Genomic DNA, 26159 nt, shown 5'->3' with positions numbered 1-26159 from the left:
TTGAAATCCCAAAAAATGCACACTTTTTCCGGTATACCCTTCAAAACCCTTGCACTAATTTCTGTGTTTATCAGCCTCTAACCTTTGATATATCAAGGTTTTAGGTTTATTCAGCAAACCCTATATATAATGCCATCTGTACCAATATTAAAACCTGCGGAGGTTATTAAAACTTTTACAAACTTGGCTGGGAAGTTTCTCGTCAACGCGGAAGTCATATTATTATGACCAAAGAAGGACATCCAGCTACTCTTTCTATACCTAATCATAATCAAGTAGCGCGGGGTACTTTACGCAGTCTTATTGCTAAAGCAGGAATAACAGTAGAAGAATTTATGAATGTTTTAGAAAATTAAAATTATAATCGTAGGTTGGATTAAGCAACGCGCAACCCAACCAAATGTTTTATCTAACAATCAGTTGACTTTAATGTGGATTTCAAATTTGTAATTCAAACCCTGGTAAAACATCTTCCCCGGAAAGTACAGCAGAAAGTTGGACAATTTCTACAGGTTTTTCACTTCTATAAATTTCTACTTCTTTATCCTGTGGGTTAATTAACCAACCCAAACGCAAACCATTATCTATATATTCCTGCATTTTTTCTTGCAGAGTTTTCAATCTATCGGTTTCTGATCTCAGTTCAATGATAAAGTCTGGTGTAAGTGGGGGAAATTTCTTTCGTTCTTCTTCTGTTAATGCTTCCCAGCGTTCTAATTTTATCCAAGCAACATCAGGTGAACGTTTTGCACCATTGGGAAGTCGGAATATTGTTGAGGAACTAAATACTATCCCTAATTTTGTTTGGTAATTCCACAGACTGACTTGAAAATTTAAGTCGGCTTCACTACGGCCGCTTTCTCCTCCTACTGGTGGCACAATAATTAACTCTCCCTCTGCATTTAGTTCTAAGCTTACATCTTTATTGGCCATACAGAGTTGGTAAAACTGTTCATCTGTAAGGCGAATAATTGGATCTAGGTTTAAGGTGACTGTGTTCATTTAACTACTCTTAGCCTTTAAGTAATATGTTTTTTTGATGTAAAAACCTTAAGTAGATTTTTTCCGTTCTAATTTTCAAGGGTTATGGATATTACAATCTTATCAAGAATCATCTGTTAAAATAATTCTATAATACAATCTCTCAATATTTCTATCAAATCTTCCTTACTCACTTTATTATCAGCAACCTGCATTGTTAATTGATATGCTTCCTCTGGTGTCATATTCAAATCATAATCATTGATATTTAAAAACGTCACCATCACATCAAAAGCTGTGCGTTTATTACCATCTACAAAAGCATGATTTTTACAAATGTGAAATAAATAAGCTGCTGCTTGTTCATAAATTGTTGGATGTAATAATTCACCTCCAAAACTTGCTTGAGGTTGGTAAATTGCAGAATCTAATAAACCTTCATCGCGGATACCATCTGATCCACCATATAGGTTAATCTGTTTTTTATGTATACTTAATACATCTTCTTTATTAATGAATTTAGGATTATGCCAGTTTTCTATACACATAATCCCATTTTTTTGTAGATGCTAAAGAAATTAACATGGCTTCTGATTCTTGAGGTGTTATATCTCCTAAGTTAAAAGCATTAATTTCTTGTTCTGTGAAAATTTTTGTCTTTAAACCAGCTTTGATAAGCGACTGTAGTAAGTGTTTTAAAGATTCCCTAAGAATAGATAATATATATAAATTTTTATCTACAATATGCAAAATTTCTATTTTAGATTGATTAAACAGTTCTTTAGATTGATTAAATAGTTCCACAAAACCTATAGTAATTTTTCTTAAAAATTTTTGGTTATTTGTGATTAAGTATAAGTCAAATTCTATAAATTCTATATCTATAGTTTCTTTCATTATAAAATAATGTTTTACATACAGTAACAAAGGTAATTCACCCTTGGTTGATTTTTCACAAATTACCTGATATAGTTTGCTTTTCTTAACCAACTTTTCAATTAACTTTTCTAATTCCTCCTTTAGTTGAATAACAGATATTTGTCGAAGATTAGCAAATTCAATCATTTCTGCCATTTTTTCATCTTGCGGGTTAGGATCATTTAAGCATCTTTCCAGAACTTCTATCCTTTCCTGGATGCTATCAATAATCTCTTCGGGAAATGTAAAGCTGTATACCATACCTTATATACCTTTATGGTGACATTATGTGCCTTCCTAAAACTATTTTAACTCAAAAATACATAATCTTGAGTCCTAAAATCAGTATTTTGACAAAATTGGCAATAAATCTATTATAATAAAACATAAAAATATGTACTAAACCCATTTTAATATATGATCGCAAATCACGATATTTACATCACTCCCGAACAGTATTTAGCACTGGAAGAAAAAAGCCCCGTCAAACATGAATACATCAACGGTTACATCTACGCAATGGCTGGTGCGTCAGATCCTCATATTACAGTAACAGGTAATATTTTTACTCTCATTCGGAATCACATTCGTGGTAGTGGATGTCGAGTTTTTTTTACTGACATGAAAACCAGAATAGAAACCATCAATCGTTTTTACTATCCTGATGTGATGGTTACTTGTGATGAAAGAGATAAAGGATTATTAAATTATAAAAAATTCCCATGTTTAATTATTGAAATATTATCTGATTCTACAGAAGCATTTGATCGGGGTGATAAATTTAAAGACTATCAAAATATCGAAACTTTACAAGAATATGTTTTAATTGATGTCAAAAAACCTCAAGTAGATCGTTTCCGACGTAATGATCAAGGTTTATGGGTTTTACAATCTTATCAAGAATCATCTTTTGAATTGCAAAGTATTAATTTTCAGGGAAATATGAATGATTTATATGAAGATGTAAGTTTTTTATAGTAGATACCTACCTAGCGAGATTTTCCACTACCTTCAATCTACCTTAACCCCAAAATACAAGCGTATAACTTAAATCCTTGCTAAACTAAATTTACAAATGTTCATAATCATAGATAAAAATCAATCATAATATATGATTTCAACTAATACACCCTCAAAACCTAGACAAAATTCCGCATTTAAACACCTCATGTCTATCCATTGGTGGATGTCAATTGGTTATTTAATCCTATTTTTAACTGGTACAATTATGTCCAGGTTGCCAAGAGAGGTTTTTATTCGTCCTTCTCTTTATGATTTTCATAAATCAATTGGCGCTTTAACAATGGCCATTCTCACTTGGAGAATTTTAGTATTGTTGCGGGTTTGGTGGCGCAAATATACAAAAAAATTTCCTAAATTCACTACCGAATGGTTTCAAACTGTCGCCCTTCATACCAGTTTGTATATCTTTATGTGGGTTGTTCCTGTTACGGGTTTCTTACTTTCTAATTCTTTTAAAAGTAATAATATTAAAATTTTTGGTATTCTTTTACCTGATATGTTTCCCCAAAATTCAGCAATGGTGGAAATTGGTAGAAGTTTACATTTTTGGTTAGCTTACACATTTTTGGCTTTTATTATTCTACACTCAATTCAACAAAAAAAAGTAGTGCGATCGCTTTGGCGTAAATTTACCAAAACTATCACACTTGGGAATAATTTATCTAGTAACTAATGACGCAAGTTTTCTGAGTTTTACAATTATCAGTTATCAGTGAGAATAGGGTATAGGAAGGAAGGAAGGAAGGAAAGCAACTCCTGACTCTTGACTCCTTACATAATTAGCTGATTATTGTTCATGTTCCTGTTGATTATTATGTATCGTGTTATCTGCTTCCAATAACCTAGACATAAATACATCTGGTTTTCTACTCATCACAGATATCACTTTATCAATAGCAATGACTTCACTGATTTTCACCACCATTTCCCACAAAGTATCTTCTTCTGTCTCTTTGTTGTGCGTTCTGTGTTTAAACCACAATAAGTCATCTACAACCCCGATAATTGTTGCCAAATACCATTTATCTCTGATTAACAACCATATCTCTTTCTCTATGTAGGTTTGCAGAATAGATTTCATGATGGTTTAGATAACAAAAACTTATTGCGCTACATAGTATGCTGATGGGACAGAAAACGCAATAGTATATTTACTTATCTTTTCGTATTAAAAATAACGTTTATGTGTTAACAAAAATATGTATATTTTGAAACACTCACTGATTAGATTTAGTCCAGAAGTTGAGAAAAATCCCATATTTATTCTTTGTTAAGAATTATCAACTATCAACTATCAACTGTCAACTATCCAAGTTACTTAGTAATTGCCGAATTACATTAGCATCTTCGGCTTCAGGAACTTTAGTTAAATAAATTTGCAGATCCTCTACTGCTTGGGTAAAGTAACCAAGTTGATAATAAAGCAAACCTCTGTCTCTTAATTCTAAACTCACACCAGGAAACAACAACAAAATTCTTTCTACCACAGACAGGGTTTTTTCTAAATCTTGGCGATTTAAATAAATATACTTCAAATTTGTGAGCATCCTCGCCAAAAACTGCCGCTTACTAACCACAGCTAAAAATTCTGGTTGTAATGTCACCGATTGCTGATAAATTTGAGATAGTCTTTCTTGACAGTCTTGAGGAAACATCACCTCACCACCATTAAAAGCATCCACAAAAATCTCAATGTCTGCAATATCGGGACGGATTAAAAAATGTCCAGGCATTCCTATGCCCACCATTGGAAAGTCAATGCGTTTTCCTACCTCCATGTAAACTAACGCTAAAGTAATAGGAATCCCGGTTTTGCGTTCTATGACATCATTAAAAAAACTATTACGCGGATCATAATAATCAATTTTATTACCTGTAAAACCTAATTCATCGTATAAATACTGGTTTATACTTTGAATCATCCGCAGTGGATAGCGGGAAGATGGTAAACGCTCCTCTAAATCTGTTGCCATTGTATCTAGGGCGTTTAAGTATTCTTCTGGATCAAGATTGGGATATTCTTCCTGGGCGATATATAAAGCAGCCCTGGCCAGGTTGATAGACTCGTCAGGTTGCTGGATTTCTTGGTAAAAATATTGACGTGCTGACGAGAAGTTCATAAGCAGTAGGTATGAGGCGACATACTCTTATTTTAAGGCAATTGAGGCAGTTGGGAGCGATCGGATCTCAAAATCGTATTTTTACCAGTTGTTTCATTAGACATCTCCAGAAAAGAAATTATGGAACTTATTTATGGGGGCAGGGCGAAGCTTATGGGATATCTAGATGTCTGATTTTTCCGTTAAATTATCGCCCATAAGCTTCGCCACTACAATATATTACAAATTAATACATTCTATTGTGGAGATGTCTATTACTTGATCATGTATGATCAACATATACCAAATATACTAAAATAAGATTTTTGTCTAGTTCTCCACATCTGTCAACTTATGAAATTACCTGACTTAAACACTGAAACTATAGATCGTATTATCGAAATGGCTTGGGAAGATAGAACCCCATTTGAAGCTATAGAAGCACAATTTGGACTTTTAGAAAAACAGGTAATTGCCTTGATGAGAAGAGAAATGAAATCTTCTAGTTTCCAGATGTGGAGAGAAAGAGTTACTCAACGCAAAACCAAACATCTGCAAAAGCGAGAATTTATTGCAGGTAGGTTTAAATCCCAAAATCAAAAATTTCTTGACTAATTAAATCAATTATTTCTAGCAATTATTTCTAGAATATTCCGACAAATACTTGCATAAACATTAGTTTCTTGCTCGATATGGACATGATGAGGAAAAGTTGGTAAGCTGGGAAAATGCTCTACATTATCCCATCTTTTTCTTAACTGGGTTCTAGTACCATCCATCCATTGATAGCGATAGGTTTCTGTAATACATTTATCTCCCTGTACTTTAAAAAATTCCACCACTTCTAAAAAGTCACCATTCGTTAAATTCAATCTTGCCCGAAAATAACCTTGATCAGATAATGCTCTTTCTTTGACAATATCAATTTGAGCAATTATCGAACTGGTAATTAGTTTAGCTTTTATTTCTGTAAAATAATCCTCAACAATCATATTCAAATTAAGATTGAAGTAACGCTAAACGACTTTGTAAATCAGACCACATTTGATAAAAAGCACTCCATTCCACAAAATCTACTTCATCTCCTAATTGACCTGCTTTAAATTGCTGATAAAACTCCGCAGATGATAATTGATACTGTTGTTCAAATACTTGCAAATCTGTTTCTAATTCTCTGATTTGCTGTTTAATATGTTCTCTTTCTTGATGAATAATTTTTCTAAGTGATGAAGCTAAAATATCACTATATCCTCCTTGTTGAGACAGTGTTTCTAGGACTTTTAATTGATTGATTATTTCTGTTTGAGTTGTCATGATTAATAAAACTCCAAATATATAAGGGTTTAGCAATGCTAAACCCCTATCTAATAATTTTTAATCATAGTTCTTCCTTGTCTCCATAATCATAACAAGTCTAAAATATTTTGTCAACCCCCCCATATTCTCTGTTCGCGTTTTTGTCAGAATCAGGATAACCAGGATTTAAGGATTTACAGGATGGTTTTTGTGGGTGTGAGCATTTTAGTTGTAAGCTGTGTCAAACTACATCATAAACATATCACATATATTTAATATTTAACGCATCCTACTTAAATCATCCTGTTCATCCTCTAATCCTGGACATTCTGATTCTGACAAGGAATATTCATTTAACACTCTTTGGCTCTTACTAATATAAGGGTTTAGCATTGCTAAACACCTACGTATAAAACGAGTCATTTATATTTATATTGTTATTGAATAATACAGATATATTAATTTAACATTCTTGGGTGAATGGCGATGGCGAAACGCCCGCCGTAGGCGATAAGCGAAGCTTAAGCCTTCGGCTATCGCATTTTAAAATTTACTAATGCAGCCCAGATCACCTACTCCTTCAAGAAGTCGGGGATCTACTTTTGGATCTAGTTTTAATAATGAATTTAAGGCAAAGATGGGATCATTCAGTGCTAACCTAAAAGATGATATTGCTTGATCTTAGGTCTTTGAAGACCAACTCTGAAAAATAGCTTCATTCATTAGGCGCAGCATGGTCACCACCGCAGAAAAAACAAACATAGGTTACATTACCCAAGTAATTGGTCCGGTTGTAGACGTTAAGTTCCCCGGCGGTAAACTACCCCAAATCTACAACGCTTTGACCATCAAAGGCACTAACGAAGCTGGACAAGAAATCAACCTCACCGTTGAAGTACAGCAGCTTTTAGGCGATAACCAAGTTAGAGCCGTTGCGATGAGCAGCACCGACGGTTTAACCCGTGGTTTAGAAGTTGTTGACACCGGCGCACCCATCAGCGTACCCGTAGGTAAGGCTACATTAGGACGTATTTTTAACGTTTTAGGCGAACCAGTAGACAACCAAGGTCCTGTAAACAACTCCGAAACTTTACCCATTCACCGCGAAGCTCCCAAACTCACAGAATTGGAAACCAAACCTTCTGTGTTTGAAACCGGGATCAAGGTTGTGGACTTGTTAACTCCCTACCGTCGTGGTGGTAAAATCGGTCTGTTCGGCGGTGCTGGTGTTGGTAAAACCGTGATCATGATGGAATTGATCAACAACATCGCTACTCAACACGGTGGTGTGTCTGTATTCGCTGGTGTAGGTGAAAGAACCCGCGAAGGTAATGACCTCTACAACGAAATGATTGAATCTGGGGTTATTAACAAAGATAACCTCAACGAATCTAAAATTGCTCTCGTTTATGGTCAAATGAACGAACCACCCGGAGCTAGAATGCGGGTTGGTTTGTCTGGCTTGACAATGGCTGAATACTTCCGTGATGTGAACAAGCAAGACGTACTGTTGTTTGTTGACAACATTTTCCGGTTCGTACAAGCTGGTTCTGAAGTATCTGCGCTGTTGGGACGGATGCCTTCTGCGGTAGGATATCAGCCCACTCTCGGTACTGACGTAGGTGCGCTACAAGAGCGTATTACCTCCACAACCGAAGGTTCTATTACTTCTATTCAAGCTGTATATGTACCTGCGGACGACTTGACCGACCCCGCACCTGCTACAACCTTCGCTCACTTGGACGGTACAACAGTATTGTCTCGTGGTTTGGCAGCTAAAGGTATTTACCCTGCGGTAGATCCTCTGGGTTCTACTTCCACAATGTTGCAACCCAATATTGTAGGTAAAGAACACTATGATACTGCACGTGCTGTTCAGTCTACCTTACAACGTTACAAAGAATTACAAGACATCATTGCTATCTTAGGTCTAGATGAATTGTCTGAAGAAGACCGTCTCACCGTAGCACGCGCTCGTAAGATTGAGCGTTTCTTGTCTCAGCCCTTCTTCGTAGCAGAAGTATTTACCGGTTCTCCTGGTAAATATGTGAAATTGGAAGACACCATCAAAGGTTTCCAAAGAATTTTATCTGGTGAATTGGATGATCTGCCAGAGCAAGCTTTCTACTTGGTAGGCGATATCAACGAAGCGATCGCTAAAGCTGAAAAGCTCAAAGGTTAATAGGTAATGGGTAATAGGTAATGGGTAATAGGTAATGGGTAATGGGTAAGAAATTCTCCCAACTACCAATTACCAATTACCAATGACCAATCACCAATCACCAATAATTAAGTAGAAACTAAAAGAATATGACTCTGACCGTTCGTGTAATTTCCCCAGACAAAACTGTTTGGGATGCTCCCGCTGATGAAGTAATTTTACCTAGCACTACAGGTCAGTTGGGTGTTTTAAGTGGACACGCTCCCATGTTGACAGCATTGGATACAGGTGTAATGCGGGTTCGTGCTAACAAAGCTGCCAACTGGCAAGCGATCGCTCTTTTGGGTGGTTTTGCTGAAGTTGATGAAGATGAAGTTACCGTTCTGGTGAATGGTGCTGAACGTGGGGACGCTATTAATTTAGACGAAGCCCGCACAGCTTTCAACCAATCTCAAACCAAATTAAACCAAGCTCCCGCAGGGGATAGACAAGCTCAAATTCAAGCTACACAAGCATTTAAACGCGCACGCGCTCGTTTTCAAGCTGCTGGCGGTTTGGTGTAAGTCAATCCTGAAATGGACGATAAATAGGGTAGGCAATTAGCCTACCCTTGTTTATTTTTTGATTATGATGTTTAAAAATATAATAGACCTGTCCGAAAATTAAAAAGGCAGTCTGTGTATGGCTTTGAGGATGTTCTCATTTCAGCCAGACTTGACGTAATCATGAGGGCTAGAGATAGTTACTGTTAGAGGTTGTTTGAAAAGTTTTAGATGGTGACTTTATACACTTGCAGATCCCCCCTAACCCCCCTTAATAAGGGGGGAACTAGAATTAAAGTCCCCCTTTTCAAGGGGGATTTAGGGGGATCTAAAATTTTTGATACATCATGAGGGACTTTTCAAACATCCTCTTACTCATGTTGCTCTCTTGGTGCTGTCTATTCACTATTCACAGCTTATACTGAGAGAGCTTTTTTACTGCCTATCCGACTTTTCAAACATCCTCTAATAGAGAATTAAAATCTATATAGGCATGACGTTAATTTGTCACCAATGATTAAAATTCGTAATTCAGACGTTGTTTTGAGTAAATACCTATGACTATTGCAGTTACAGAAAATATTCAATCGCTTCATGATGTAGAGACAAAGTTAGGGCTGCGGCGATCGCATGATCCAGACTTCTTCATGGAATGGTGTAGAGATTTTGAAGAATTAGAAGATACTGAAAAAACAACTCTAGATCGGATCAAAGGGTCTTATGTATATCATATTAATCAAGGCTTTTTGTCCGAGGGGACGGTAAATTTGTTGATGGTTTCACCATTACTATTTTTGGCAGGTTTTCTGGAATCACCTTTTAGTTTGCGAAGTGAGCAGTCAGTTGAGATTAACGATTATAATGGTAGTGTTACTTATCACGGAAGAATTGATGCTTTAGTTTTGAATAATAACTTATGGATAGTTTTAGTTGAAGCAAAGCGTTCTAGTTTTTCATTTTTAGTGGCAGTACCACAAGCTCTTACCTACATGACAGCAAGCCCGAATGGTGATAAACCAACCTATGCACTCGTCACCAACGGCGATCATTTTATGTTTGTGAAGCTGCAACAATCGCAATACGATCTTTCTGATGATTTTTCACTTTTTAAGCGATCAAGTAATGAACTCTATCGCGTGCTGCAAATTCTAAAATCCTTCCAGAATCTATAAATAATGAATTTGAACACGGATTAAATGGGTTACACAGATTTCATGGATTTTCTGGGATTAAGAGTTATTAAGGTATTTTATTAGTAGAAGGTTATATGATTAAAATAAGTAAAATCCGTGAAATCTTTTAATCCGTATAATCCGTGATTCAGAGGTTGTTTTAATATTAACTTAACTATTAGTTGTTGAAGAGATTGTGACAGTTTTAGATGGTGCTTTTCCGTCTTTTAGTAAAGAGATAACTGGTAAACAGATCACAGGACAAAACAAGGAATTATTGCGTCATTGGTTTACCCATGCGACGGTAGCTGAAGCCTATGGACTTAACGCCGAAGACATAGCCGAAGTTGAGAATTGGTATGCGCGTAGATATCCAAAATTATCTCAAGCTCAGAAAGCCAACCTGCGGAAACTACAACATTTGAACACGGATTAGGCAGATTACACAGATTGCACGGATTAAATTGCGTGTGGTAAGCTGTTACACAGCTAAATTGTATAATCCTAATATTCTGAACTCTTGTTTAACAGGCAAGATGCCTGTTCCACTTATACAAATTAAATGCACAACAGCTTAGTGACAGACATCAAAATCAGCGCAATCCGTAAAATCCGTAAAATCCGTGTTCTAACAGATTAAAATCAGCGTAATCCCATCTAATCCACGTTTCAACTACTATGCCCCTCAAACATGAAGACATAACCCAAAAAATAATCGGCGCATCCTTTGAAGTGCATAAGTTTCTCGGTAACGGATTCCAAGAAGTAATTTATCAACGCGCCCTAGCCTACGAATTTCATCAAGCAGGATTAAACTTTGCCAGAGAAATCGAACAGCAAATATATTACAAAAACCTACCCGAACCCATCGGCACACGCCGCGCTGATTTTGTGGTTGAAGAAAAAATATTAGTCGAACTAAAAGCCACCAAACAACTAGAAGATGTCCACTTTGCCCAAGCCCTAAACTACCTCAAAGTCTATAAACTCGAAGTCGGACTATTAATTAACTTCGGAAGCAAAAGTTTAGAATTTAAAAGGCTGATACGAACATAAAACATCTGAACACGGATTACACAGATTTTAATTACCTCATCTAATCCGTCGATAAAAGCTAGTAAGGTTTTGCAGAATTACCAAAGGTTATTTCCCCCATGCCAACAAAAAAACAGATCCCCGGTTTCTTCAAGAAACAGGGGATCTAAATCACCTAAATCATCTAATAATTATCCTTAACCAGCAGCTACCATTTCTTTTTCCAGACGTTCCAATCTTTCAGCTAATAATTGCTCTAAAGTAATTAAAGCCTTGGTAAAACCGTCAATACCTTCAGAAAGTTTATCAGATGCCATCCGATCGCCAGCGTGCATCTTATCAAAAGTGGCTTTATCAACAGAGATTTTTTCAATAGATAAACCTGCAACCTTAGCAGGATCAAGTTTGCGGGGTAATTCACCCACAGTATTTTGCAATTCTGATAATAAACCAGGAGAAATAGTCAACAAATCACAACCAGCTAACTCTGTAATTTCGCCAATGTTACGGAAACTAGCACCCATAACTTCAGTCTTATAACCAAACTTTTTGTAGTAGTTATAAATCTTGGTTACAGACAATACACCAGGGTCTTCTGCGGAAGGATAGCTATCCCGTCCGGTATCTTTCTTGTACCAGTCAAGAATACGACCCACAAAAGGAGAAATCAGAGTGACACCAGCTTCAGCACAGGCGATCGCTTGGTGAACACCAAACAACAAAGTTAAGTTACAGTGAATACCTTCTTTTTCCAAAATTTCCGCAGCCTTGATACCTTCCCAAGTCGCAGCAATTTTAATTAAAACCCGTTCCTTAGAAATACCCGCAGCTTTATATTGAGCAATCAAATCTCTAGCTTTAGCCACTGTAGCATCAGTATCATAGGATAACCGTGCATCTACTTCAGTAGAAACACGACCGGGGATGATTTGCAGAATTTTCAAACCAAAAGAAACCGCCAAACGGTCAAAAGCTAAAGAAACTACCTCGGCTTGGGTAGCCTTAGTACCAGCATCTTTTTTCGCTTTAATTAAAGTTTGGTCAACAATATCTTGATATTCCGGCATTTGTGCCGCCGCAGTAATCAAAGAAGGATTGGTAGTAGCGTCCTGGGGTTTAAACTTTTCAATTGCTTGGATATCTCCAGTATCCGCCACAACAACGGTTACTTCCCGCAACTGTTCCAGTAAATTTTTAGCCATAACATACTCCGTAAATTTTTTTGGTGTAGGATTTACCAATCCCCAATTATTTAAACTCTTTGATCTTGCATACGATTCTGATTTTGGCAACTTTTCTTAATAATTGCCTAACCTTACTTGACTAAATCATTCCTCTCAGGTGTGCAGTTGCCAACTTTTTTTGATTTATTAACCGCAAAGTACGCAAAGTACACAAAGGAAGAGAAGGAATGAAGTTGAGAATTTTTGAGCAGGAAGAGAAAAGTTCCAGCCTCAGCCCTATTTTAAACGTCTCAAGCTGTAATAGGCTGTCCAATAGAATGCACTTTGATTAAACTGGTTGTTCCTGACATACCAATTGGTACTCCAGAGGTAATTACAACTTTGTCACCTTTTTTCACAAAACCCTTTTCTACCACTGTGTTAACCACATTGGTAAACATCTCCTCTGCATGGTGAACAGGGTTGATTAACAAAGGTTCTACACCCCAAGATAAAGCCAACTGACGATAGGCAATGGGTTCAGAAGTCAGGGTAATAATTGGTGTCAGAGGACGATATTTAGAAATCAATCTAGCCGTATTTCCAGAAGTTGTATTACAAAGAATCGCCTTAGCACCTGTTTCATAAGCAATGCGACAAACCGCTTGGGCAACTGATTCTGTAACACTCAGACGACCGGCTTCATGATTCCAGGTATGTTTAGCACCCGCTTGCAATGCTTTTTCCGTTTGCAAAGCGATATTGTGCATTGTTTGTACCGCCGCAATGGGATATTCACCCACGGCAGTTTCTCCCGACAACATCACCGCATCTGTACCATCCAAAATGGAATTAGCCACATCCGTTGCTTCGGCGCGAGTGGGGTCAGGGGCGCTAATCATCGACTCTAACATCTGCGTAGCTGTAATCACAGGCTTACCAATGAAATTACAGAGACGAGTGATATCTTTTTGAATTAATGGCACTTGGTGAATGGGCATTTCTACTCCCAAATCACCACGGGCAATCATAATCGCATCAGCAACTTCTAGGATGTCATTTAACTGGGCGACAGCTTCCGGGCGTTCAATTTTGGCAATCAGACGGATTTTAGAACCAGCAGCTTCAATCATGCGTTTTGCCGGTTCTAGGTCTGCGGGCGATCGCACAAAAGAAACCGCTACCCAGTCTACACCCAATTGAATCCCAAACCGTAAATCCTGCAAATCCTTTTCTGTAATGGAACTCACAGGTAAAGGAGTCGCAGGTAAATTTACACCCTTATGAGAAGAAATCAACCCCCCAATATCCACATGAGCGCGAATTTTATCAGCATCACGACTGGTTACAGTTAACTTCACCCGACCATCATTAATCATAACTGGTTCACCAGGTCGGATCATTGCAAATAAAGTAGGTAGAGGTAGGGGAAGTTCATCAATATTTTCCCCCTTTTCCTGTAACAGAAAAGTCACCTCACTCCCAGCTTCCAGCATCAAACCTTCCGGTGGTAACTTCCCCAAGCGAATTTTCGGACCACACAAATCCTGCATAATCGCAATGGGTCTTTTTAACTCATCACTAATGCGTCGTAAATGGTGAAAAGTTTGAGCGTGAGCTTCATAAGCACCATGCGAGAAATTCAACCGAGCCATATTCATTCCTGCTTCCACCAAAGCTTGCAGCTTTTCCGGTGCAGCAGTAGCAGGACCAACAGTACAGATAATCTTGGTTCGACGCATCATACAAAGTAGGGGGTAACGGTCTAGGTAGTGCAACCTCGTTAAGCCCATACTGGGGATAATGGACAATTGACAATGGAAAATGGACAATTATCAATTGTCAATTATCAATTTTTACTTCTGTGCCATTGACAACATCAAATCAACAACACGGTTAGAGTAACCCCATTCGTTGTCATACCAAGAGACAACTTTAAAGAAGTTAGAATTTAATTCAATTCCTGCACCTGCATCAAAAATGCTAGAGTGGGCATCACCTTGAAAATCTGTAGAAACTACTTCTTCATCGGTATAACCCAAAATACCTGCTAACTCACCCTCAGCAGCTTTTTTCATTGCTGCACAAATTTCTTTGTAACTTGTAGATTTGACAGTTTTGAAAGTTAAGTCAACTACCGAAACATCAGGGGTAGGAACTCTAAAAGCCATCCCTGTTAACTTACCTTTCAACTCTGGTAAAACCAAAGCCACAGCTTTAGCCGCACCAGTGGAAGAAGGAATAATATTTTGAGCCGCACCTCTACCACCGCGCCAGTCTTTTTTACTTGGTCCGTCTACTGTAGGTTGAGTAGCAGTCATCGCATGAACTGTAGTCATCAAACCTTCAGCCAAACCAAAGTTATCATTAATAACTTTAGCAATTGGCGCTAAACAATTTGTAGTACAACTAGCATTGGAAACAATTAAATCCTTTGCAGGATCATAGGATTGATGGTTTACACCCATCACCATTGTTTTCACTTTTTCAGGATCTTTTGTAGGTGCAGAAATCACAACTTTTTTTGCACCAGCTTTTAAGTGATTTTCCGCCCCAGCATAATCAGTGAAAAGTCCTGTAGATTCCACAACATAATCTACACCTAATTTACCCCAAGGTAATTCTGCGGGATTTCTGACAGAAACACAGGGGATAAAATGCCCATCAATTACCATGCCATCTTCCCTAGCTTCCACCTTACCTTTTAACTTACCGTGTGTGGAGTCGTACTTTAAAAGATAAGCCAAATTATCCGGTGGTACTAAGTCATTAATCCCCACAAATTCAATGTTAGGATTATTAATACCCGCACGGAGTACCAAACGACCGATCCGCCCAAAACCGTTAATAGCGACTTTCAACTTAGCCAAAATTTAACCTCCTGTTTGTAGAGATTTAACCAGAGAAAATTGGCCAGATTAATTCTACTCTGACTTAGCTGATTCTTACAGTAAAAAAAGTCATAAAGCTAATTTAATCAGTATATTTTAATGTTTGGTAATGAGTGATTGGTAATTGGTAATTGGTAATTGGTAATTGGACAAAACACTTTTCTGTCACCTGTCACCTGTCACCTAATTACTTGACAGCACTCGTTAAAATACCCATAATTTTACCAACATCATTTAAAAAATACTCAGCCAAATCAATTTGTACCCGTTCACCTGATAACTTTAAAAACTTTCAAATTTCCCCAGTGGTCACTACACCATAAATTTCTGTAATTTCATTTTCTTCTCTTTCATTAAATAATTTAGCAGCATACATTTCTGCTATACATTGACCTAAACCGCCTTTAATATTTTCATTTTTGGCTTCAACAACTAAAATTACCGGGGCATTAATCAATAAAAATTCAGGAGAACGACTAATAATAAAATCACAATTACCAGTTTAACCCTGACTAGAATCAACATTAAATTCTACACCAGAAAACAAACTAATTTCCTGATTTTTCTTTTTAGTTAACTCCAATAAAATAGGTGTAATAATCATCTCAGAACGAGATTTTTCTGTATTACTAGCCAAAGCAAAAGGAACATTATAAGCTAAAGCTTCCTGTAAATAATCACTGATTTGTAATGGTGCAAATTCAGCAAAAATATTATCTCTCGTAGAAATTTTGAGATTCAGGTTTTTCTTAACAGCTTCTAAAGTAAAATCACTGTAAGACATAAAATCATCCTATTGGATTTTTCCAACTTCAGAATACAATAATAATCAAATAATATCATGTCTGTTTAGTTATTAGTTATTAGTTATTAGTTATTAGTTATTAGTTATTTTTCCCAATCACCAGTCACCAGTCCCCACCCCAGTCACCAGTCCCCAATCACCAATACCTGATAAAATTCTCAAGCACCATAGTTAACTCATCCCTATGTCAACTGACTGGAAAACTGTTAAAACCTACGAAGATATTCTGTATCAAAAAACCGATGGTATCGCTAAAATCACCATCAACCGTCCCCACAAACGCAATGCTTTCCGCCCAAAAACTGTCTTTGAACTTTATGAGGCTTTTTGTGATGCTCGTGAAGATACTAGTATTGGTGTAGTTCTATTTACGGGTGCGGGACCTCACACAGATGGAAAATATGCTTTCTGTTCCGGTGGTGATCAAAGTGTACGCGGACAAGCTGGTTATGTTGATGATGAAGGGATTCCGCGCTTAAATGTGCTAGATTTACAACGTTTGATCCGTTCTATGCCTAAAGTAGTGATTGCTTTAGTCGCTGGTTATGCTATTGGTGGTGGTCATGTTTTACATTTAATTTGTGATTTAACCATAGCTGCGGATAACGCCATTTTTGGACAAACAGGACCAAAAGTAGGAAGTTTTGATGGTGGTTTTGGGGCGAGTTATTTAGCACGAATAGTTGGACAGAAAAAAGCGCGAGAAATTTGGTTTCTCTGTCGTCAATATAATGCCGAACAAGCTTTAGAAATGGGATTAGTTAATACAGTAGTTCCTGTAGCAGAACTCGAAGCTGAAGGGATAAAATGGGCGCAGGAAATATTAGAAAAAAGTCCCATTGCCATACGTTGTTTAAAAGCAGCATTTAACGCTGACTGTGATGGCCAAGCAGGGTTACAAGAACTGGCTGGTAATGCAACTTTACTTTATTACATGACCGAAGAAGGTTCAGAAGGCAAACAAGCTTTCTTAGAAAAACGGACTCCCAATTTTCGGGACTTTCCTTGGTTGCCTTAACCATCCTCACAACCGCACCTGATCACAAGGTGCGATGCTAATAAGGCTTGATTAAAAACAAAATTGCAGCACCAAAAAATTAGCTAACTAAATGCAATGCCAATGTTATATTTAGCAGTCTGATTGGGAAAAATATAATTAGAGTAGTCACCAAAAGTAGTAACCAAGTCTTAAACAACTATAACTTTAGTTTTTATCTCTGGTAATGAGGAAACAGATGTTTCAGCAACAGTTGTAAATTCTAGATTTTCTAAATCGGAATTGATATTAGCTGCAACGGGTAGGATAGGTACAATAGGTTTAGATAATGGTAAGCTCCAATTATCTTCTAAAGATTCCCATGTAGGAGCAAAGGCGGGGATCGCTAAAGAGCAAGCTTTCCAACCAGCTTGAACAGGTGCGCTTAATTGCTGACACATACCACCACGACGGCCTTCTGGTTGGTAATGACGACAATACCTACAGGCTGATGTTAAAGGGTTAATTGGCTTCATAATCTTGAGTCTTGAGTGGGAACGAAGGGTAATTATCACACTTAATATTTTCGTTCCCTGACAAAATGGGTATAAAAGCCAAGAAGTAATTATCTAATAAGGGTTTTAGGTATTTTTTTGAAAAAAAAATTTTTATTATGTTTTTATATTTTTGTCATATTTGTATATGATTAGTGAAGTGTCCACATACTTGTTTTTGCCTATAACGCATTGGGGATCAAAGGTAAAGAGTGAGATTTGGATGACACGAGCCTTTTAGATGTTGCATTTTGGCTATTTTTTGTTTCCTGCTTGATCAATGACAAATTTAGCGGCACAAGGAGAACAAACACCCCAGCGTTGGACTTCACCTGGTGGGGATGGGCATTGACATTGGGGGCAAAGAGGTAAGTTTAAGTTATGCGATCGCTCTTGTCTATTTCTAGCCCATTGTTCAAAAGCTGTCTGAGCATTTTTAGCACTAGCTTTAAGTTCAGGTTTGGAAATACCCACACCTACATCACCCAAATAACTAGGGTGTGCTTGGGGTGATAAAGTTTGTTGTGGGTTGTCTGGTAATGGTGTTTGTTTCCATTGGGCAGTAGAAAAGCGAATATCTATCAAAGGTGTAGATATCTCGTGATTCAACTTTTTATTTAACTTTAAAAGTAGATTTTTGCGTTGAAAAGTCAAATTTTGCGCCCAAGCTGCACTAGAAGTTGCTACCCACAAAACATCACGCTGAATCGACAAAGGGCGTGTTTGTGCAGCAACCTTAACCCCAACAACTTCTTGCCAACACTTGAGCAAGCGTGAAAAAGGTTGTTCCTGCCATTGGGCTTCCAGTTGGAGAATGCCTAAAATATCATTAACAGATTTCAACGACATCTAGATTTGGGTTTGCTGAAAAAGTTATCTGTGTTCCCGCAGCGTGACGTAAGTCATGGGCTAGGAGATTAAGGAGTCAGGAGTCGTAGGGGCGAAGCATTCGGGCAACAAAATTATCAATTTTATCAACACGCTATTTTCCTGTCAGGGCGAAGCATTCGGGCAACAAATTATCAATTTTATCAACACGCTATTTTCCTGTAAGGGCGAAGCATTCGGGCGATCAATTCTCAATTTTGATCACAGGTTATTTTCCGAATGCTTCGCCCCTACTTCGCCCCTACTTCGCCCGTACAGGAGTCACTTGAATTTTTTACTGATAAAATTCATACAGCACTATCATATTGAAGGCATCCTGGCAATGAGTCAAAATCCCACAATTGATTCTGGTACTTCATCCGCTAAAACCTCTGGCTTACAACCAGCACTAGCAGCAGCACTAGGAAGTTTAGAAGTGCAGTTGGATCAAGAGTTAACTAGATACCGACGCGCACGCAATGGAGTGAGGCAAACGAAAAAAGTTAGTGTAGAAAATTATATTCCTCAGCCATCCCAAGAGTTAAATACCATAACTGAGACATTGGTAACAACTCAGCCATCAACGTCAGAATTTAAGAATAACTCAATTTTTCTAGAAAATCCTGTCTCAGATGTGGAAAAACAGGAACAAATCAATCATTTACCACTGTCTTCTGCCGAACAGTCTACCAAAATACAAACCCCACCACCGCCACCTGAGTCAAAGCCTATCAGTAGTATAGTACCGACAAAGCCCAAGGCTGAAGGTGAAACTCCTGTAGCGGCAAATCATACTCCCAAACACCCAGATGATTATTTAGAATCCAGTGAAGCACTGCTGCGAAGTCTCCAAGAAGAACAACCACCAACCAACAAATCAACTAATTCTAACGACAGTTTACTGTCACCGTTGGGTATTGGTTCTATGCTGCTGCTGTTAGCTAGTTTAACTTTAGGCTATGTAGTATTTAATCCCCGAACTTTACCACAGTTGCATTTGAGCCAACTTTTTAACCGGATCTCCTCAAAAAATAGTGAAAATACTTATGTTTCGGAAAGTAATCCCTCACCTATAGCCCAACCAGAAATCACACCTATCCCCAAATATCCTAACTTGGCGGCTCGTGAGTTTCCACAGGTGAGAGATCCTAATGATGTAATAGGTTTAACACCGAAAGTTAAACCAACCCCGACAGCTACTCCCCAACCCATAGTCATCGAAACACAAATAAGTCCAGTAGTTCCACTAACTTCAGTCCCCAATGTTTCCGCTATACCCAAGCCCAAGGAAACTTTACCAGGACTGAATACAGAAATAAAACCATCAGCGGATGGGTACTATTATATTGTGGCTGATAATCAAGGCAATAATGCTTTAGCAAGTGCGCGGCAAGTTGTTCCTGATGCTTATTTATCAGATGGACAAAAGTATATTTATCTTGGTGTGTTGAAGACTGAAGAGGAAGCAAAACAACGTTTACAGCAACTACAGGCAAAAGGCATTAAAGCCCGTGTACAAAAACCATGATAGGTAATTGATAATTGGTAATTGATAATTGATAATTGATAATTCAGAATTGATCATGGAAAGAAGCCTAAATTTGCTGGTTGCTAAAACCTGAATGGAGCATATTTAAGTATGGAAGTGATGAAGCGCATTTTGCGGGTAGTTCGTGCTAATGTTAACAGCTTGGTGAATGGTGCTGAAGATCCAGAAAAAGTTTTGGAGCAAACCTTTCTGGAAATGCAGTCAAATTTGGTACAATTGAGACAGGGAGTTGCTGGTGCGATCGCTACCCAAAAACGCACTGAACGTCAAGCACTTGCAGCAGAATCTCAATCTCAAGAATGGTATCGTCGCGCTCAACTAGCTCTCCAACAAGGTAATGAAGTTTTAGCACGGGAAGCTCTCACCAAACGCCAAACTTACCAACAAACGGCTACAGCTTTGTTTGAGCAAATAGAACAGCAAAAACAAGTAGTAGACAAGTTAAAACAGGATATGCGTAGTTTGGAGTTGAAAACCGCAGAAGTAAAAACTAAAAAAGATATGTACATTGCTCGCGCTCGTTCTGCTCAAGCTTCCTATAAACTTCAGGAAATGCTGAGTGAATTTTCTACTACATCTAGTCTGAGTGCATTAGAACGCATGGAAGATAAGGTGTTGCAGATAGAATCACAAGCAGAAGCAATTGGTCAACTGGGTAGTGATAATCTGGAAACAAGGTTTGCTAATTTGAATTCTATTAATAACAATGTCGATGTTGAACTGGCAGCAATGAAAACCCAAATGTTAAAGGAGGTAAATAACCAGCCGACAGAGATATAGCCTTTCAGTGCAGCAAGTAGCCAAAACTCCAAGGTGAAAACTCCAAAGTGTTAAATGTGATGAGTTAATGTAGCTGAATTATAGGGTGATGATTCAGAATGGAGAGAGGAAACCAATCCAGACTGAAAAGATTAAATTGAAATAGGTAACTATTAAACAGTAAAAAACTTCACTGTCTAACAAATTGCGTAAACCTCAAGCATAAAAACAAGGAAAAACAAAGTTATGGGATTATTTGATCGGCTTAAAAGAGTAGTTAGTGCGAATGTTAACGATTTAATCAATAAAGCAGAAGATCCAGAAAAAATGCTGGAACAAGCCCTGTTGGAAATGCAGGAAGACTTGGTACAGTTACGTCAAGGTATTGCACAAGCCATTGCTGCCCAAAAACGCACAGATAAACAATACAATGAGGCTGTAAATGAAGTTAATAAGTGGCAACGTAACGCCCAACTAGCTCTGCAAAAAGGTGATGAAAACTTAGCCCGTCAAGCATTAGAGCGCAAGAAAACTTTTAATGATACTGCTACAGTATTAAAAGTCAGTTTAGATCAGCAGACTGTACAGGTGGAAACTCTGAAAAAGAATTTGATCCAGCTAGAGAGCAAAATTTCTGAAGCTAAAACCAAGAAAGAAATGCTCAAAGCGCGAATTACTGCTGCTAAAGCTCAGGAACAACTAGGTTCAATGGTTAGTGGAATGAGTACAAGCAGTGCCATGGCTGCTTTTGAGCGCATGGAAGAAAAGGTTTTGATGCAAGAAGCTCGCGCTCAGTCTACAGCAGAATTAGTAGGTGGAACTTTAGAAAGCCAATTTGCCCAGTTAGAAGGTAGTAGTGATGTTGATGATGAATTGGCAGCTTTGAAAGCAAGTATGCTACCACCAGCAGCACCTCAACCGCAACTACCCCCACAACAACAACCCACCAATACACAACAACCAACTACCACAGCTAAACCTGCGGAGCCAGTGGATGATCCATTAAAAGCTGACTTGGAAGCTTTAAAAAGACAATTAGATCAGTTGTAAGTTTTGCAGAAAACACATTTGAGAATATCCCACACCTCAAGGTTGTGGGATTTTGTTTCGTTGGGGACTGGTGACTGGTGACTGGGAAAGAAAATTTTAGATTTTAGATTTTAGATTTTAGATTGGAGTTAACAAAAACAATCCAAAATCCAAAATCCAAAATCCAAAATAAATAACTCCTGACTCCTGACTCCTGACTCCTGACTCCTGACTCCTTTTTACGATACAGTAATGTGTGTGTCAACTTGGAAGATGCCACCTAATGGAGACTTTAATGAGTAAGGGTGTAATAACTATCACTGACGCTGAGTTTGAAACTGAGGTTTTAAAAGCCGAGCAGCCTGTATTAGTTTACTTTTGGGCTTCCTGGTGTGGTCCTTGTCAATTGATGTCGCCAATGATTAGTTTAGCTGCTAATAAATACAGCGATCGCCTAAAAATTGTCAAGATGGAAATTGACCCTAACCCCCTAACTGTAAAACGGTATCAGGTGGAAGGTGTCCCTGCACTCAGGTTAATTAAAGAAAAGCAACTGCTAGAATCGACTGAGGGAGTTATCAGCAAAGATCAATTACTCAGTCTTTTGGATCAGCATTTAAATAGTAATTAGTAAATGGTCAGGTACTGGGGACTGGGGACTGGGGACACTTCGACAAGCTCAGTGCATCGCTGGGGACTGGGGACTGGAGGCAGAAGAGAGGTATTTTCCTCCTTGCTCCCTTTCCTCTTTCCTGTTCCCTATTTTTTGACTTTTGACTTTTGACCTGATTTTGCCCAATGACTAATTACTAATGACCCATGACTAATGACTAAAATGCAATTTGCACAACGTTTACAACCTCTACAAGCTAATGTATTTGCGGATATGGACAGGGCTAAGGCTCTAGCTGTGTCTGCTGGAAAAGAATTAATTGATTTGTCTCTGGGATCTTCTGATTTACCAGTAGATAATCATATTATTGATGCGATCGCCAAATCTCTTGATGATCCTAACACTCACGGTTATTTGCTGTTTCGAGGAACTCAAGGATTTCGTCAAGCTGCTGCTCAATGGTATGAGCAAAAATTCGGTATTAAAGTTGACCCAGAAACAGAAGTTTTACCTTTGATTGGTTCTCAGGAAGGAACTGCACATTTACCTTTAGCAATTCTCAATCCTGGTGATTTTGCCTTGTTATTAGACCCTGGTTATCCTTCCCATGCAGGAGGAGTTTATTTAGCAAGTGGGCAAATTTACCCAATGCCCTTAAAGGCAGAAAATAATTTTTTACCAGTGTTGACTGATATTCCCGCTTCAGTTTTAGCTCAGTCACGGCTGATGGTGTTAAGCTATCCCCATAATCCTACCAGTGCGATCGCTCCTTTATCTTTCTTTCAAGAAGCTGTAGCTTTTTGTCAAAAGCATAACATTGTTTTAGTCCATGATTTCCCCTACGTAGATTTAGTATTTACCCAGGACGAAACTTTCAATCCAAAATCCAAAATCCAAAATCTAAAATCCTCAGTTCCCTCAATTTTACAAGCTGACCCTGAAAAAAGCGTTTCTATTGAATTTTTCACCTTGTCTAAATCTTATAATATGGGTGGTTTCCGCATTGGTTACGCCATTGGTAACGCTCAATTAATTCAAGCTTTAAAACAGGTTAAAGCCACCGTTGATTTTAATCAATATTTGGGAATTTTAAACGGGGCGATCGCTGCACTTACAGGCAATCAAGACGGTGTAAAAAAATCAGTTGCTATTTTCCGCCAACGTCGTGATGCTTTCATCAATGCCTTGCACCGCATTGGTTGGAACGTTCCCACACCAGAAGCAACTATGTATATTTGGGCAAAATTACCAGAACATTGGAGTAATAATTCTATCAAATTTTGTACAGAGTTAGTTAAACAAACTGGTGTAGCTGCTTCTCCGGGTGCTGGTTTTGGTTCAGCAGGGGAAGGATATGTGCGTTTTGCGTTGGTGCAAGAACCACAGATATTAGAAACTGCGGTAGATAGAATTGCTGAATTTATTAATTCTAGCGTTTGAGAAACCATAATCTTTGCAAAATAGTCGGTTTTAACTGACTTTAGCTATAAGACAGGGAATTTATTCCCTGGTTTTCTGGCTTTCTTTGTGTGCTTTGCGTCCTTTGCGGTTCGTTATATAATTCATCGCATCTTCATCAAAAATTAGATGACATTAAAAATATTTCTTAAAATAAAGAAAGGTATTTATTTGTAAAATTACCTAACATTAGCCGTGACAGTATCATCTCAAACTCTACCATTAGTTAAAAACCCAGAGAAACTAGAAACCCGTTTAGCAGAAATTCCCCCAGCACCAGGGGTTTATTTAATGCGGGATGAAAGCGATCGCATTATTTATATAGGTAAATCTCGCAAATTGCGATCGCGTGTTCGTTCCTATTTCCGTGACTACACTAATAAGACTCAACGCATCAACACGATGGTTAAATTAGTGACGGAAATTGAATTTATTGTCACTGATACCGAAGCGGAAGCATTAGCATTAGAAGCAAATTTAATCAAACAGCATCAACCATATTTTAATGTTTTATTAAAAGACGATAAAAAATATCCTTATCTCTGCATTACCTGGTCTGAGGAATATCCGCGCATTTTTATTACTCGCAAACGTCAACTGGGAAAACCCAAAGATAAAAAAGATAAATACTACGGACCATACACAGACTCAGGTTTATTACGGGAAATTCTGCACCTGTGTAAACGCATTTTTCCCCAAAAACAAAGACCCCAACCTTTATTTAAAGATCGTCCTTGTTTAAATTATGATATTGGTCGTTGTCCTGGAGTTTGTCAACAGTTAATTTCTCCTGAAGAATACCGGACAATTATCCAAAAAATAGCAATGGTATTTCAAGGAAGAACTCAGGAATTAATAGATATTTTAACAACACAAATGGAAGCAGCAGCGGAAGAATTGAATTTTGAAACCGCAGCTAAAATCAGAGATCAAATTATTGGTTTAAAATCCTTAACTGCACAGCAAAAAGTATCCTTACCTGATGATACAGTATCAAGAGATGCCATTGCTTTAGCCGCAGATAATCAACACGCATACATTCAATTATTTCAAATTCGTGCAGGTCAGTTAGTCGGAAGATTAGCATTTATTGCTAACTCCCAAGCTGAACCAGGAGCAATTTTACAAAGAGTATTAGAAGAACATTATCAAACAGCAGATAGTGTAGAAATTCCTAGTGAAATTTTAGTACAACATGAATTACCCGATGGGGAAATTTTAGCAGAAATTTTAACACAAAGAAAAGGCAGAAAAGTAAATATTATTGCACCTTTGCGACAAACAAAAGCAGAATTAATAGAAATGGTAGAAAAAAACGCCCAATTTGAATTACAAAGAATGCAAAAATTGGGTAATAGTAATCAAAAATCCTTAGAAGATTTAGCAGCAATTCTTGATTTACCAGACTTACCTCACCGCATTGAAGGTTATGATATTTCTCACATTCAAGGAAGTAATGCAGTAGCTTCTCAAGTGGTATTTATTGATGGTTTACCAGCAAAACAATATTACCGTCATTATAAAATTAAAAATCCCAATGTTGCTATCGGACATTCTGATGATTTTGCCAGTTTAGCAGAAGTGATTCACAGAAGATTTAGGAAATATATTGAAGATCCAAAATTACCAAGATTAGGAAATTCTGACTGGCCAGATTTAATTATGATTGATGGTGGTAAAGGTCAATTATCTGCGGTAGTATCTATTTTAGAAGAAATGAATTTATTAGCAGACTTGCGAGTTGTGAGTTTAGCAAAAAAACGGGAAGAAATCTTTTTACCCGGTGAGTCTTTACCTTTAGAAACAGACGCAGAACAACCAGGAGTACAGTTATTGCGAAGGTTGCGAGATGAAGCACATCGGTTTGCTGTGAGTTTTCATCGACAACAAAGAAGTGATAAATTGAAAAGGTCGCGCTTAGATGAAATTCCCGGTTTAGGACACCATCGACAAAAGTTACTACTAGCTCATTTTCGCTCCGTTGATTATATCCGTCAAGCTACACCACAGCAATTAACAGAAGTTCCCGGAATTGGATCGAGATTAGCACAGGAAATTTATACCTATTTTCATCCAAATTGAGGAATATTGCACTTTCACACACCAAAATACCAAAATACCAAAAAATATTAACCCCCTCCCCTTGCTGATCATTAAAATGCTAAAATTCCATTGATGCTAGGGGTGCTTGTGAAAGCCAAGCTGAGATCAAACCCTTAACACCTGAGACTGGGTAATACCAGCGTAGGGAAGCTGTATATTGAGGAT

30 protein-coding genes, 1 pseudogene and 1 riboswitch are annotated in these 26159 nt (G+C 37.8%); of the genes and pseudogenes, 16 read left to right on the top strand and 15 right to left on the bottom strand.

All coding sequences use genetic code 11. The features are described from left to right. Window positions 1-224 precede the first annotated feature (224 nt). Complete coding sequence (locus tag H6F45_RS26575; protein ID WP_228051754.1) at window positions 225-356, top strand: type II toxin-antitoxin system HicA family toxin; 132 nt, start codon at window positions 225-227, stop codon at window positions 354-356. A gap of 82 nt (window positions 357-438) precedes the next feature. On the opposite strand, the gene H6F45_RS14785 is transcribed toward H6F45_RS26575, so the two are convergent. The 3 genes from H6F45_RS14785 to H6F45_RS14775 form a co-directional block, all read right to left on the bottom strand. Then, the gene (locus H6F45_RS14785) at window positions 439-1002 is read right to left on the bottom strand and encodes a Uma2 family endonuclease (RefSeq protein ID WP_190347543.1); all 564 of its coding nucleotides are present in this window, start codon (window positions 1000-1002) and stop codon (window positions 439-441) included. Between the two features lie 116 nt (window positions 1003-1118). Then, window positions 1119-1529, bottom strand: coding sequence for a type II toxin-antitoxin system death-on-curing family toxin (locus H6F45_RS14780; protein ID WP_190347542.1), 411 nt, complete (start codon window positions 1527-1529; stop codon window positions 1119-1121). Beyond that, complete coding sequence (locus H6F45_RS14775; RefSeq protein WP_190347541.1) at window positions 1507-2160, bottom strand: hypothetical protein; 654 nt, start codon at window positions 2158-2160, stop codon at window positions 1507-1509. Before H6F45_RS14775 ends, H6F45_RS14780 begins: the two co-directional genes overlap by 23 nt. 156 nt (window positions 2161-2316) lie before the next feature. Between H6F45_RS14775 and H6F45_RS14770 the strand changes: the two genes are divergently transcribed. Continuing rightward, the gene (locus H6F45_RS14770) at window positions 2317-2877 is read left to right on the top strand and encodes a Uma2 family endonuclease (RefSeq protein ID WP_190347540.1); all 561 of its coding nucleotides are present in this window, start codon (window positions 2317-2319) and stop codon (window positions 2875-2877) included. 190 nt (window positions 2878-3067) lie between these two features. Then, window positions 3068-3595 carry a cytochrome b gene (locus H6F45_RS14765; protein WP_242052629.1) on the top strand — a complete coding sequence of 176 codons (528 nt, stop codon included), beginning with the start codon at window positions 3068-3070 and terminating at the stop codon, window positions 3593-3595. Between the two features lie 114 nt (window positions 3596-3709). Here H6F45_RS14765 and H6F45_RS14760 read toward each other — a convergent pair whose 3' ends face one another. Both H6F45_RS14760 and H6F45_RS14755 read right to left on the bottom strand, forming a co-directional pair. Beyond that, on the bottom strand, window positions 3710-4003 hold the full coding sequence (locus tag H6F45_RS14760) for a hypothetical protein (RefSeq protein ID WP_096571987.1): 294 nt from the start codon (window positions 4001-4003) through the stop codon (window positions 3710-3712). A 220-nt stretch (window positions 4004-4223) separates the two neighbouring features. Then, window positions 4224-5042 (bottom strand): SirB1 family protein, encoded by an 819-nt coding sequence (locus H6F45_RS14755; protein WP_096571986.1) that lies wholly within the window; start codon window positions 5040-5042, stop codon window positions 4224-4226. A gap of 333 nt (window positions 5043-5375) precedes the next feature. Here H6F45_RS14755 and H6F45_RS14750 point away from each other — a divergent pair, with 333 nt between their 5' ends. Further along, a complete protein-coding gene (locus H6F45_RS14750; RefSeq protein ID WP_190347538.1) occupies window positions 5376-5636 on the top strand; it encodes a TIGR03643 family protein in 261 nt (86 codons plus the stop codon). Window positions 5637-5641: 5 nt separating this feature from the next. On the opposite strand, the gene H6F45_RS14745 is transcribed toward H6F45_RS14750, so the two are convergent. From H6F45_RS14745 to H6F45_RS14735, 3 genes are all read right to left on the bottom strand, one after another. After that, entirely contained in the window at window positions 5642-6013 is a 372-nt protein-coding gene (locus tag H6F45_RS14745) for a DUF6516 family protein (RefSeq protein ID WP_242052628.1), read from the bottom strand. 7 nt (window positions 6014-6020) lie between these two features. Next, window positions 6021-6335, bottom strand: coding sequence for a hypothetical protein (locus H6F45_RS14740; protein ID WP_096571983.1), 315 nt, complete (start codon window positions 6333-6335; stop codon window positions 6021-6023). Between the two features lie 261 nt (window positions 6336-6596). Continuing rightward, window positions 6597-6740, bottom strand: a complete 144-nt coding sequence (locus H6F45_RS14735) for a hypothetical protein (RefSeq protein ID WP_190347537.1) — start codon at window positions 6738-6740, stop codon at window positions 6597-6599. A 310-nt stretch (window positions 6741-7050) separates the two neighbouring features. Between H6F45_RS14735 and atpD the strand changes: the two genes are divergently transcribed. The 5 genes from atpD (at window position 7051) to H6F45_RS14710 (ending at window position 11248) form a co-directional block, all read left to right on the top strand. Next, complete coding sequence (gene atpD, locus H6F45_RS14730; RefSeq protein ID WP_096571982.1) at window positions 7051-8499, top strand: F0F1 ATP synthase subunit beta; 1449 nt, start codon at window positions 7051-7053, stop codon at window positions 8497-8499. Window positions 8500-8627: 128 nt separating this feature from the next. Next, window positions 8628-9041: an ATP synthase F1 subunit epsilon gene (atpC, locus tag H6F45_RS14725; protein WP_190347536.1), complete on the top strand. Its 414-nt coding sequence runs from the start codon at window positions 8628-8630 to the stop codon at window positions 9039-9041. A 536-nt stretch (window positions 9042-9577) separates the two neighbouring features. Then, complete coding sequence (locus H6F45_RS14720) at window positions 9578-10192, top strand: type I restriction endonuclease (protein ID WP_137666419.1); 615 nt, start codon at window positions 9578-9580, stop codon at window positions 10190-10192. Window positions 10193-10388: 196 nt separating this feature from the next. Next, a complete protein-coding gene (locus H6F45_RS14715; RefSeq protein WP_096571979.1) occupies window positions 10389-10628 on the top strand; it encodes a hypothetical protein in 240 nt (79 codons plus the stop codon). Window positions 10629-10870: 242 nt separating this feature from the next. Continuing rightward, window positions 10871-11248: a GxxExxY protein gene (locus H6F45_RS14710; RefSeq protein WP_096571978.1), complete on the top strand. Its 378-nt coding sequence runs from the start codon at window positions 10871-10873 to the stop codon at window positions 11246-11248. A 176-nt stretch (window positions 11249-11424) separates the two neighbouring features. On the opposite strand, the gene H6F45_RS14705 is transcribed toward H6F45_RS14710, so the two are convergent. The 4 genes and pseudogenes from H6F45_RS14705 to H6F45_RS14690 all read right to left on the bottom strand — a co-directional run bounded on the left by H6F45_RS14705 (window position 11425) and on the right by H6F45_RS14690 (window position 16065). After that, entirely contained in the window at window positions 11425-12429 is a 1005-nt protein-coding gene (locus tag H6F45_RS14705; RefSeq protein ID WP_096571977.1) for a transaldolase, read from the bottom strand. Window positions 12430-12701: 272 nt separating this feature from the next. Next, window positions 12702-14132, bottom strand: a complete 1431-nt coding sequence (gene pyk, locus H6F45_RS14700; RefSeq protein ID WP_096572853.1) for a pyruvate kinase — start codon at window positions 14130-14132, stop codon at window positions 12702-12704. A gap of 114 nt (window positions 14133-14246) precedes the next feature. After that, complete coding sequence (gap, locus tag H6F45_RS14695; protein WP_190347535.1) at window positions 14247-15260, bottom strand: type I glyceraldehyde-3-phosphate dehydrogenase; 1014 nt, start codon at window positions 15258-15260, stop codon at window positions 14247-14249. Window positions 15261-15468: 208 nt separating this feature from the next. Then, window positions 15469-16065, bottom strand: a pseudogene (locus H6F45_RS14690) (hypothetical protein). Window positions 16066-16270: 205 nt separating this feature from the next. On the opposite strand from H6F45_RS14690, the gene menB reads away from it, so the two are divergent. Continuing rightward, window positions 16271-17104 (top strand): 1,4-dihydroxy-2-naphthoyl-CoA synthase, encoded by an 834-nt coding sequence (menB, locus tag H6F45_RS14685; RefSeq protein ID WP_096571975.1) that lies wholly within the window; start codon window positions 16271-16273, stop codon window positions 17102-17104. A 170-nt stretch (window positions 17105-17274) separates the two neighbouring features. On the opposite strand, the gene H6F45_RS14680 is transcribed toward menB, so the two are convergent. Then, window positions 17275-17598, bottom strand: a complete 324-nt coding sequence (locus H6F45_RS14680) for a hypothetical protein (RefSeq protein ID WP_096571974.1) — start codon at window positions 17596-17598, stop codon at window positions 17275-17277. Between the two features lie 273 nt (window positions 17599-17871). After that, a complete protein-coding gene (locus H6F45_RS14675; protein ID WP_190347534.1) occupies window positions 17872-18465 on the bottom strand; it encodes a DciA family protein in 594 nt (197 codons plus the stop codon). Window positions 18466-18826: 361 nt separating this feature from the next. Between H6F45_RS14675 and H6F45_RS14670 the strand changes: the two genes are divergently transcribed. The 3 genes from H6F45_RS14670 to H6F45_RS14660 all read left to right on the top strand — a co-directional run bounded on the left by H6F45_RS14670 (window position 18827) and on the right by H6F45_RS14660 (window position 21841). After that, on the top strand, window positions 18827-20011 hold the full coding sequence (locus H6F45_RS14670) for a hypothetical protein (RefSeq protein WP_190347533.1): 1185 nt from the start codon (window positions 18827-18829) through the stop codon (window positions 20009-20011). Window positions 20012-20122: 111 nt separating this feature from the next. Next, on the top strand, window positions 20123-20812 hold the full coding sequence (locus H6F45_RS14665) for a PspA/IM30 family protein (protein WP_190347532.1): 690 nt from the start codon (window positions 20123-20125) through the stop codon (window positions 20810-20812). Between the two features lie 225 nt (window positions 20813-21037). Next, window positions 21038-21841, top strand: a complete 804-nt coding sequence (locus tag H6F45_RS14660) for a PspA/IM30 family protein (protein WP_096571970.1) — start codon at window positions 21038-21040, stop codon at window positions 21839-21841. Between the two features lie 103 nt (window positions 21842-21944). On the opposite strand, the gene H6F45_RS14655 is transcribed toward H6F45_RS14660, so the two are convergent. Then, window positions 21945-22085, bottom strand: coding sequence for a hypothetical protein (locus tag H6F45_RS14655; protein WP_190347531.1), 141 nt, complete (start codon window positions 22083-22085; stop codon window positions 21945-21947). Between the two features lie 30 nt (window positions 22086-22115). On the opposite strand from H6F45_RS14655, the gene H6F45_RS14650 reads away from it, so the two are divergent. From H6F45_RS14650 to uvrC, 3 genes are all read left to right on the top strand, one after another. Then, window positions 22116-22451, top strand: coding sequence for a thioredoxin family protein (locus tag H6F45_RS14650; RefSeq protein WP_096572852.1), 336 nt, complete (start codon window positions 22116-22118; stop codon window positions 22449-22451). Between the two features lie 195 nt (window positions 22452-22646). Then, the gene (locus H6F45_RS14645; protein WP_190347530.1) at window positions 22647-23873 is read left to right on the top strand and encodes an LL-diaminopimelate aminotransferase; all 1227 of its coding nucleotides are present in this window, start codon (window positions 22647-22649) and stop codon (window positions 23871-23873) included. A 213-nt stretch (window positions 23874-24086) separates the two neighbouring features. Next, the gene (gene uvrC / locus H6F45_RS14640) at window positions 24087-25973 is read left to right on the top strand and encodes an excinuclease ABC subunit UvrC (protein ID WP_190347529.1); all 1887 of its coding nucleotides are present in this window, start codon (window positions 24087-24089) and stop codon (window positions 25971-25973) included. Window positions 25974-26061: 88 nt separating this feature from the next. Then, window positions 26062-26159: riboswitch (TPP riboswitch) on the top strand.

Source organism: Sphaerospermopsis sp. FACHB-1194, from assembly GCF_014696235.1.
GTDB classification, from domain to species: Bacteria; Cyanobacteriota; Cyanobacteriia; order Cyanobacteriales; family Nostocaceae; genus Sphaerospermopsis; species Sphaerospermopsis kisseleviana.
The sequence above is the reverse complement of the archived record's forward strand: the minus strand, read 5'-3'. Positions and strand labels throughout refer to the sequence as shown.

What these genes read in the sequence shown, in the direction of transcription:
- H6F45_RS26575 (WP_228051754.1), top strand. Translation starts at nt 225, where the DNA reads ATGACCAAAGAAGGACATCCAGCTACTCTTTCTATACCTAATCATAAT.
- H6F45_RS14785 (WP_190347543.1), bottom strand. Translation starts at nt 1,002, where the DNA reads ATGAACACAGTCACCTTAAACCTAGATCCAATTATTCGCCTTACAGAT.
- H6F45_RS14780 (WP_190347542.1), bottom strand. Translation starts at nt 1,529, where the DNA reads ATGTGTATAGAAAACTGGCATAATCCTAAATTCATTAATAAAGAAGAT.
- H6F45_RS14775 (WP_190347541.1), bottom strand. Translation starts at nt 2,160, where the DNA reads ATGGTATACAGCTTTACATTTCCCGAAGAGATTATTGATAGCATCCAG.
- H6F45_RS14770 (WP_190347540.1), top strand. Translation starts at nt 2,317, where the DNA reads ATGATCGCAAATCACGATATTTACATCACTCCCGAACAGTATTTAGCA.
- H6F45_RS14765 (WP_242052629.1), top strand. Translation starts at nt 3,068, where the DNA reads ATGTCTATCCATTGGTGGATGTCAATTGGTTATTTAATCCTATTTTTA.
- H6F45_RS14760 (WP_096571987.1), bottom strand. Translation starts at nt 4,003, where the DNA reads ATGAAATCTATTCTGCAAACCTACATAGAGAAAGAGATATGGTTGTTA.
- H6F45_RS14755 (WP_096571986.1), bottom strand. Translation starts at nt 5,042, where the DNA reads ATGAACTTCTCGTCAGCACGTCAATATTTTTACCAAGAAATCCAGCAA.
- H6F45_RS14750 (WP_190347538.1), top strand. Translation starts at nt 5,376, where the DNA reads ATGAAATTACCTGACTTAAACACTGAAACTATAGATCGTATTATCGAA.
- H6F45_RS14745 (WP_242052628.1), bottom strand. Translation starts at nt 6,013, where the DNA reads ATGATTGTTGAGGATTATTTTACAGAAATAAAAGCTAAACTAATTACC.
- H6F45_RS14740 (WP_096571983.1), bottom strand. Translation starts at nt 6,335, where the DNA reads ATGACAACTCAAACAGAAATAATCAATCAATTAAAAGTCCTAGAAACA.
- H6F45_RS14735 (WP_190347537.1), bottom strand. Translation starts at nt 6,740, where the DNA reads ATGACTCGTTTTATACGTAGGTGTTTAGCAATGCTAAACCCTTATATT.
- atpD (WP_096571982.1), top strand. Translation starts at nt 7,051, where the DNA reads ATGGTCACCACCGCAGAAAAAACAAACATAGGTTACATTACCCAAGTA.
- atpC (WP_190347536.1), top strand. Translation starts at nt 8,628, where the DNA reads ATGACTCTGACCGTTCGTGTAATTTCCCCAGACAAAACTGTTTGGGAT.
- H6F45_RS14720 (WP_137666419.1), top strand. Translation starts at nt 9,578, where the DNA reads ATGACTATTGCAGTTACAGAAAATATTCAATCGCTTCATGATGTAGAG.
- H6F45_RS14710 (WP_096571978.1), top strand. Translation starts at nt 10,871, where the DNA reads ATGCCCCTCAAACATGAAGACATAACCCAAAAAATAATCGGCGCATCC.
- H6F45_RS14705 (WP_096571977.1), bottom strand. Translation starts at nt 12,429, where the DNA reads ATGGCTAAAAATTTACTGGAACAGTTGCGGGAAGTAACCGTTGTTGTG.
- pyk (WP_096572853.1), bottom strand. Translation starts at nt 14,132, where the DNA reads ATGCGTCGAACCAAGATTATCTGTACTGTTGGTCCTGCTACTGCTGCA.
- menB (WP_096571975.1), top strand. Translation starts at nt 16,271, where the DNA reads ATGTCAACTGACTGGAAAACTGTTAAAACCTACGAAGATATTCTGTAT.
- H6F45_RS14680 (WP_096571974.1), bottom strand. Translation starts at nt 17,598, where the DNA reads ATGAAGCCAATTAACCCTTTAACATCAGCCTGTAGGTATTGTCGTCAT.
- H6F45_RS14675 (WP_190347534.1), bottom strand. Translation starts at nt 18,465, where the DNA reads ATGTCGTTGAAATCTGTTAATGATATTTTAGGCATTCTCCAACTGGAA.
- H6F45_RS14670 (WP_190347533.1), top strand. Translation starts at nt 18,827, where the DNA reads ATGAGTCAAAATCCCACAATTGATTCTGGTACTTCATCCGCTAAAACC.
- H6F45_RS14665 (WP_190347532.1), top strand. Translation starts at nt 20,123, where the DNA reads ATGGAAGTGATGAAGCGCATTTTGCGGGTAGTTCGTGCTAATGTTAAC.
- H6F45_RS14660 (WP_096571970.1), top strand. Translation starts at nt 21,038, where the DNA reads ATGGGATTATTTGATCGGCTTAAAAGAGTAGTTAGTGCGAATGTTAAC.
- H6F45_RS14650 (WP_096572852.1), top strand. Translation starts at nt 22,116, where the DNA reads ATGAGTAAGGGTGTAATAACTATCACTGACGCTGAGTTTGAAACTGAG.
- H6F45_RS14645 (WP_190347530.1), top strand. Translation starts at nt 22,647, where the DNA reads ATGACTAAAATGCAATTTGCACAACGTTTACAACCTCTACAAGCTAAT.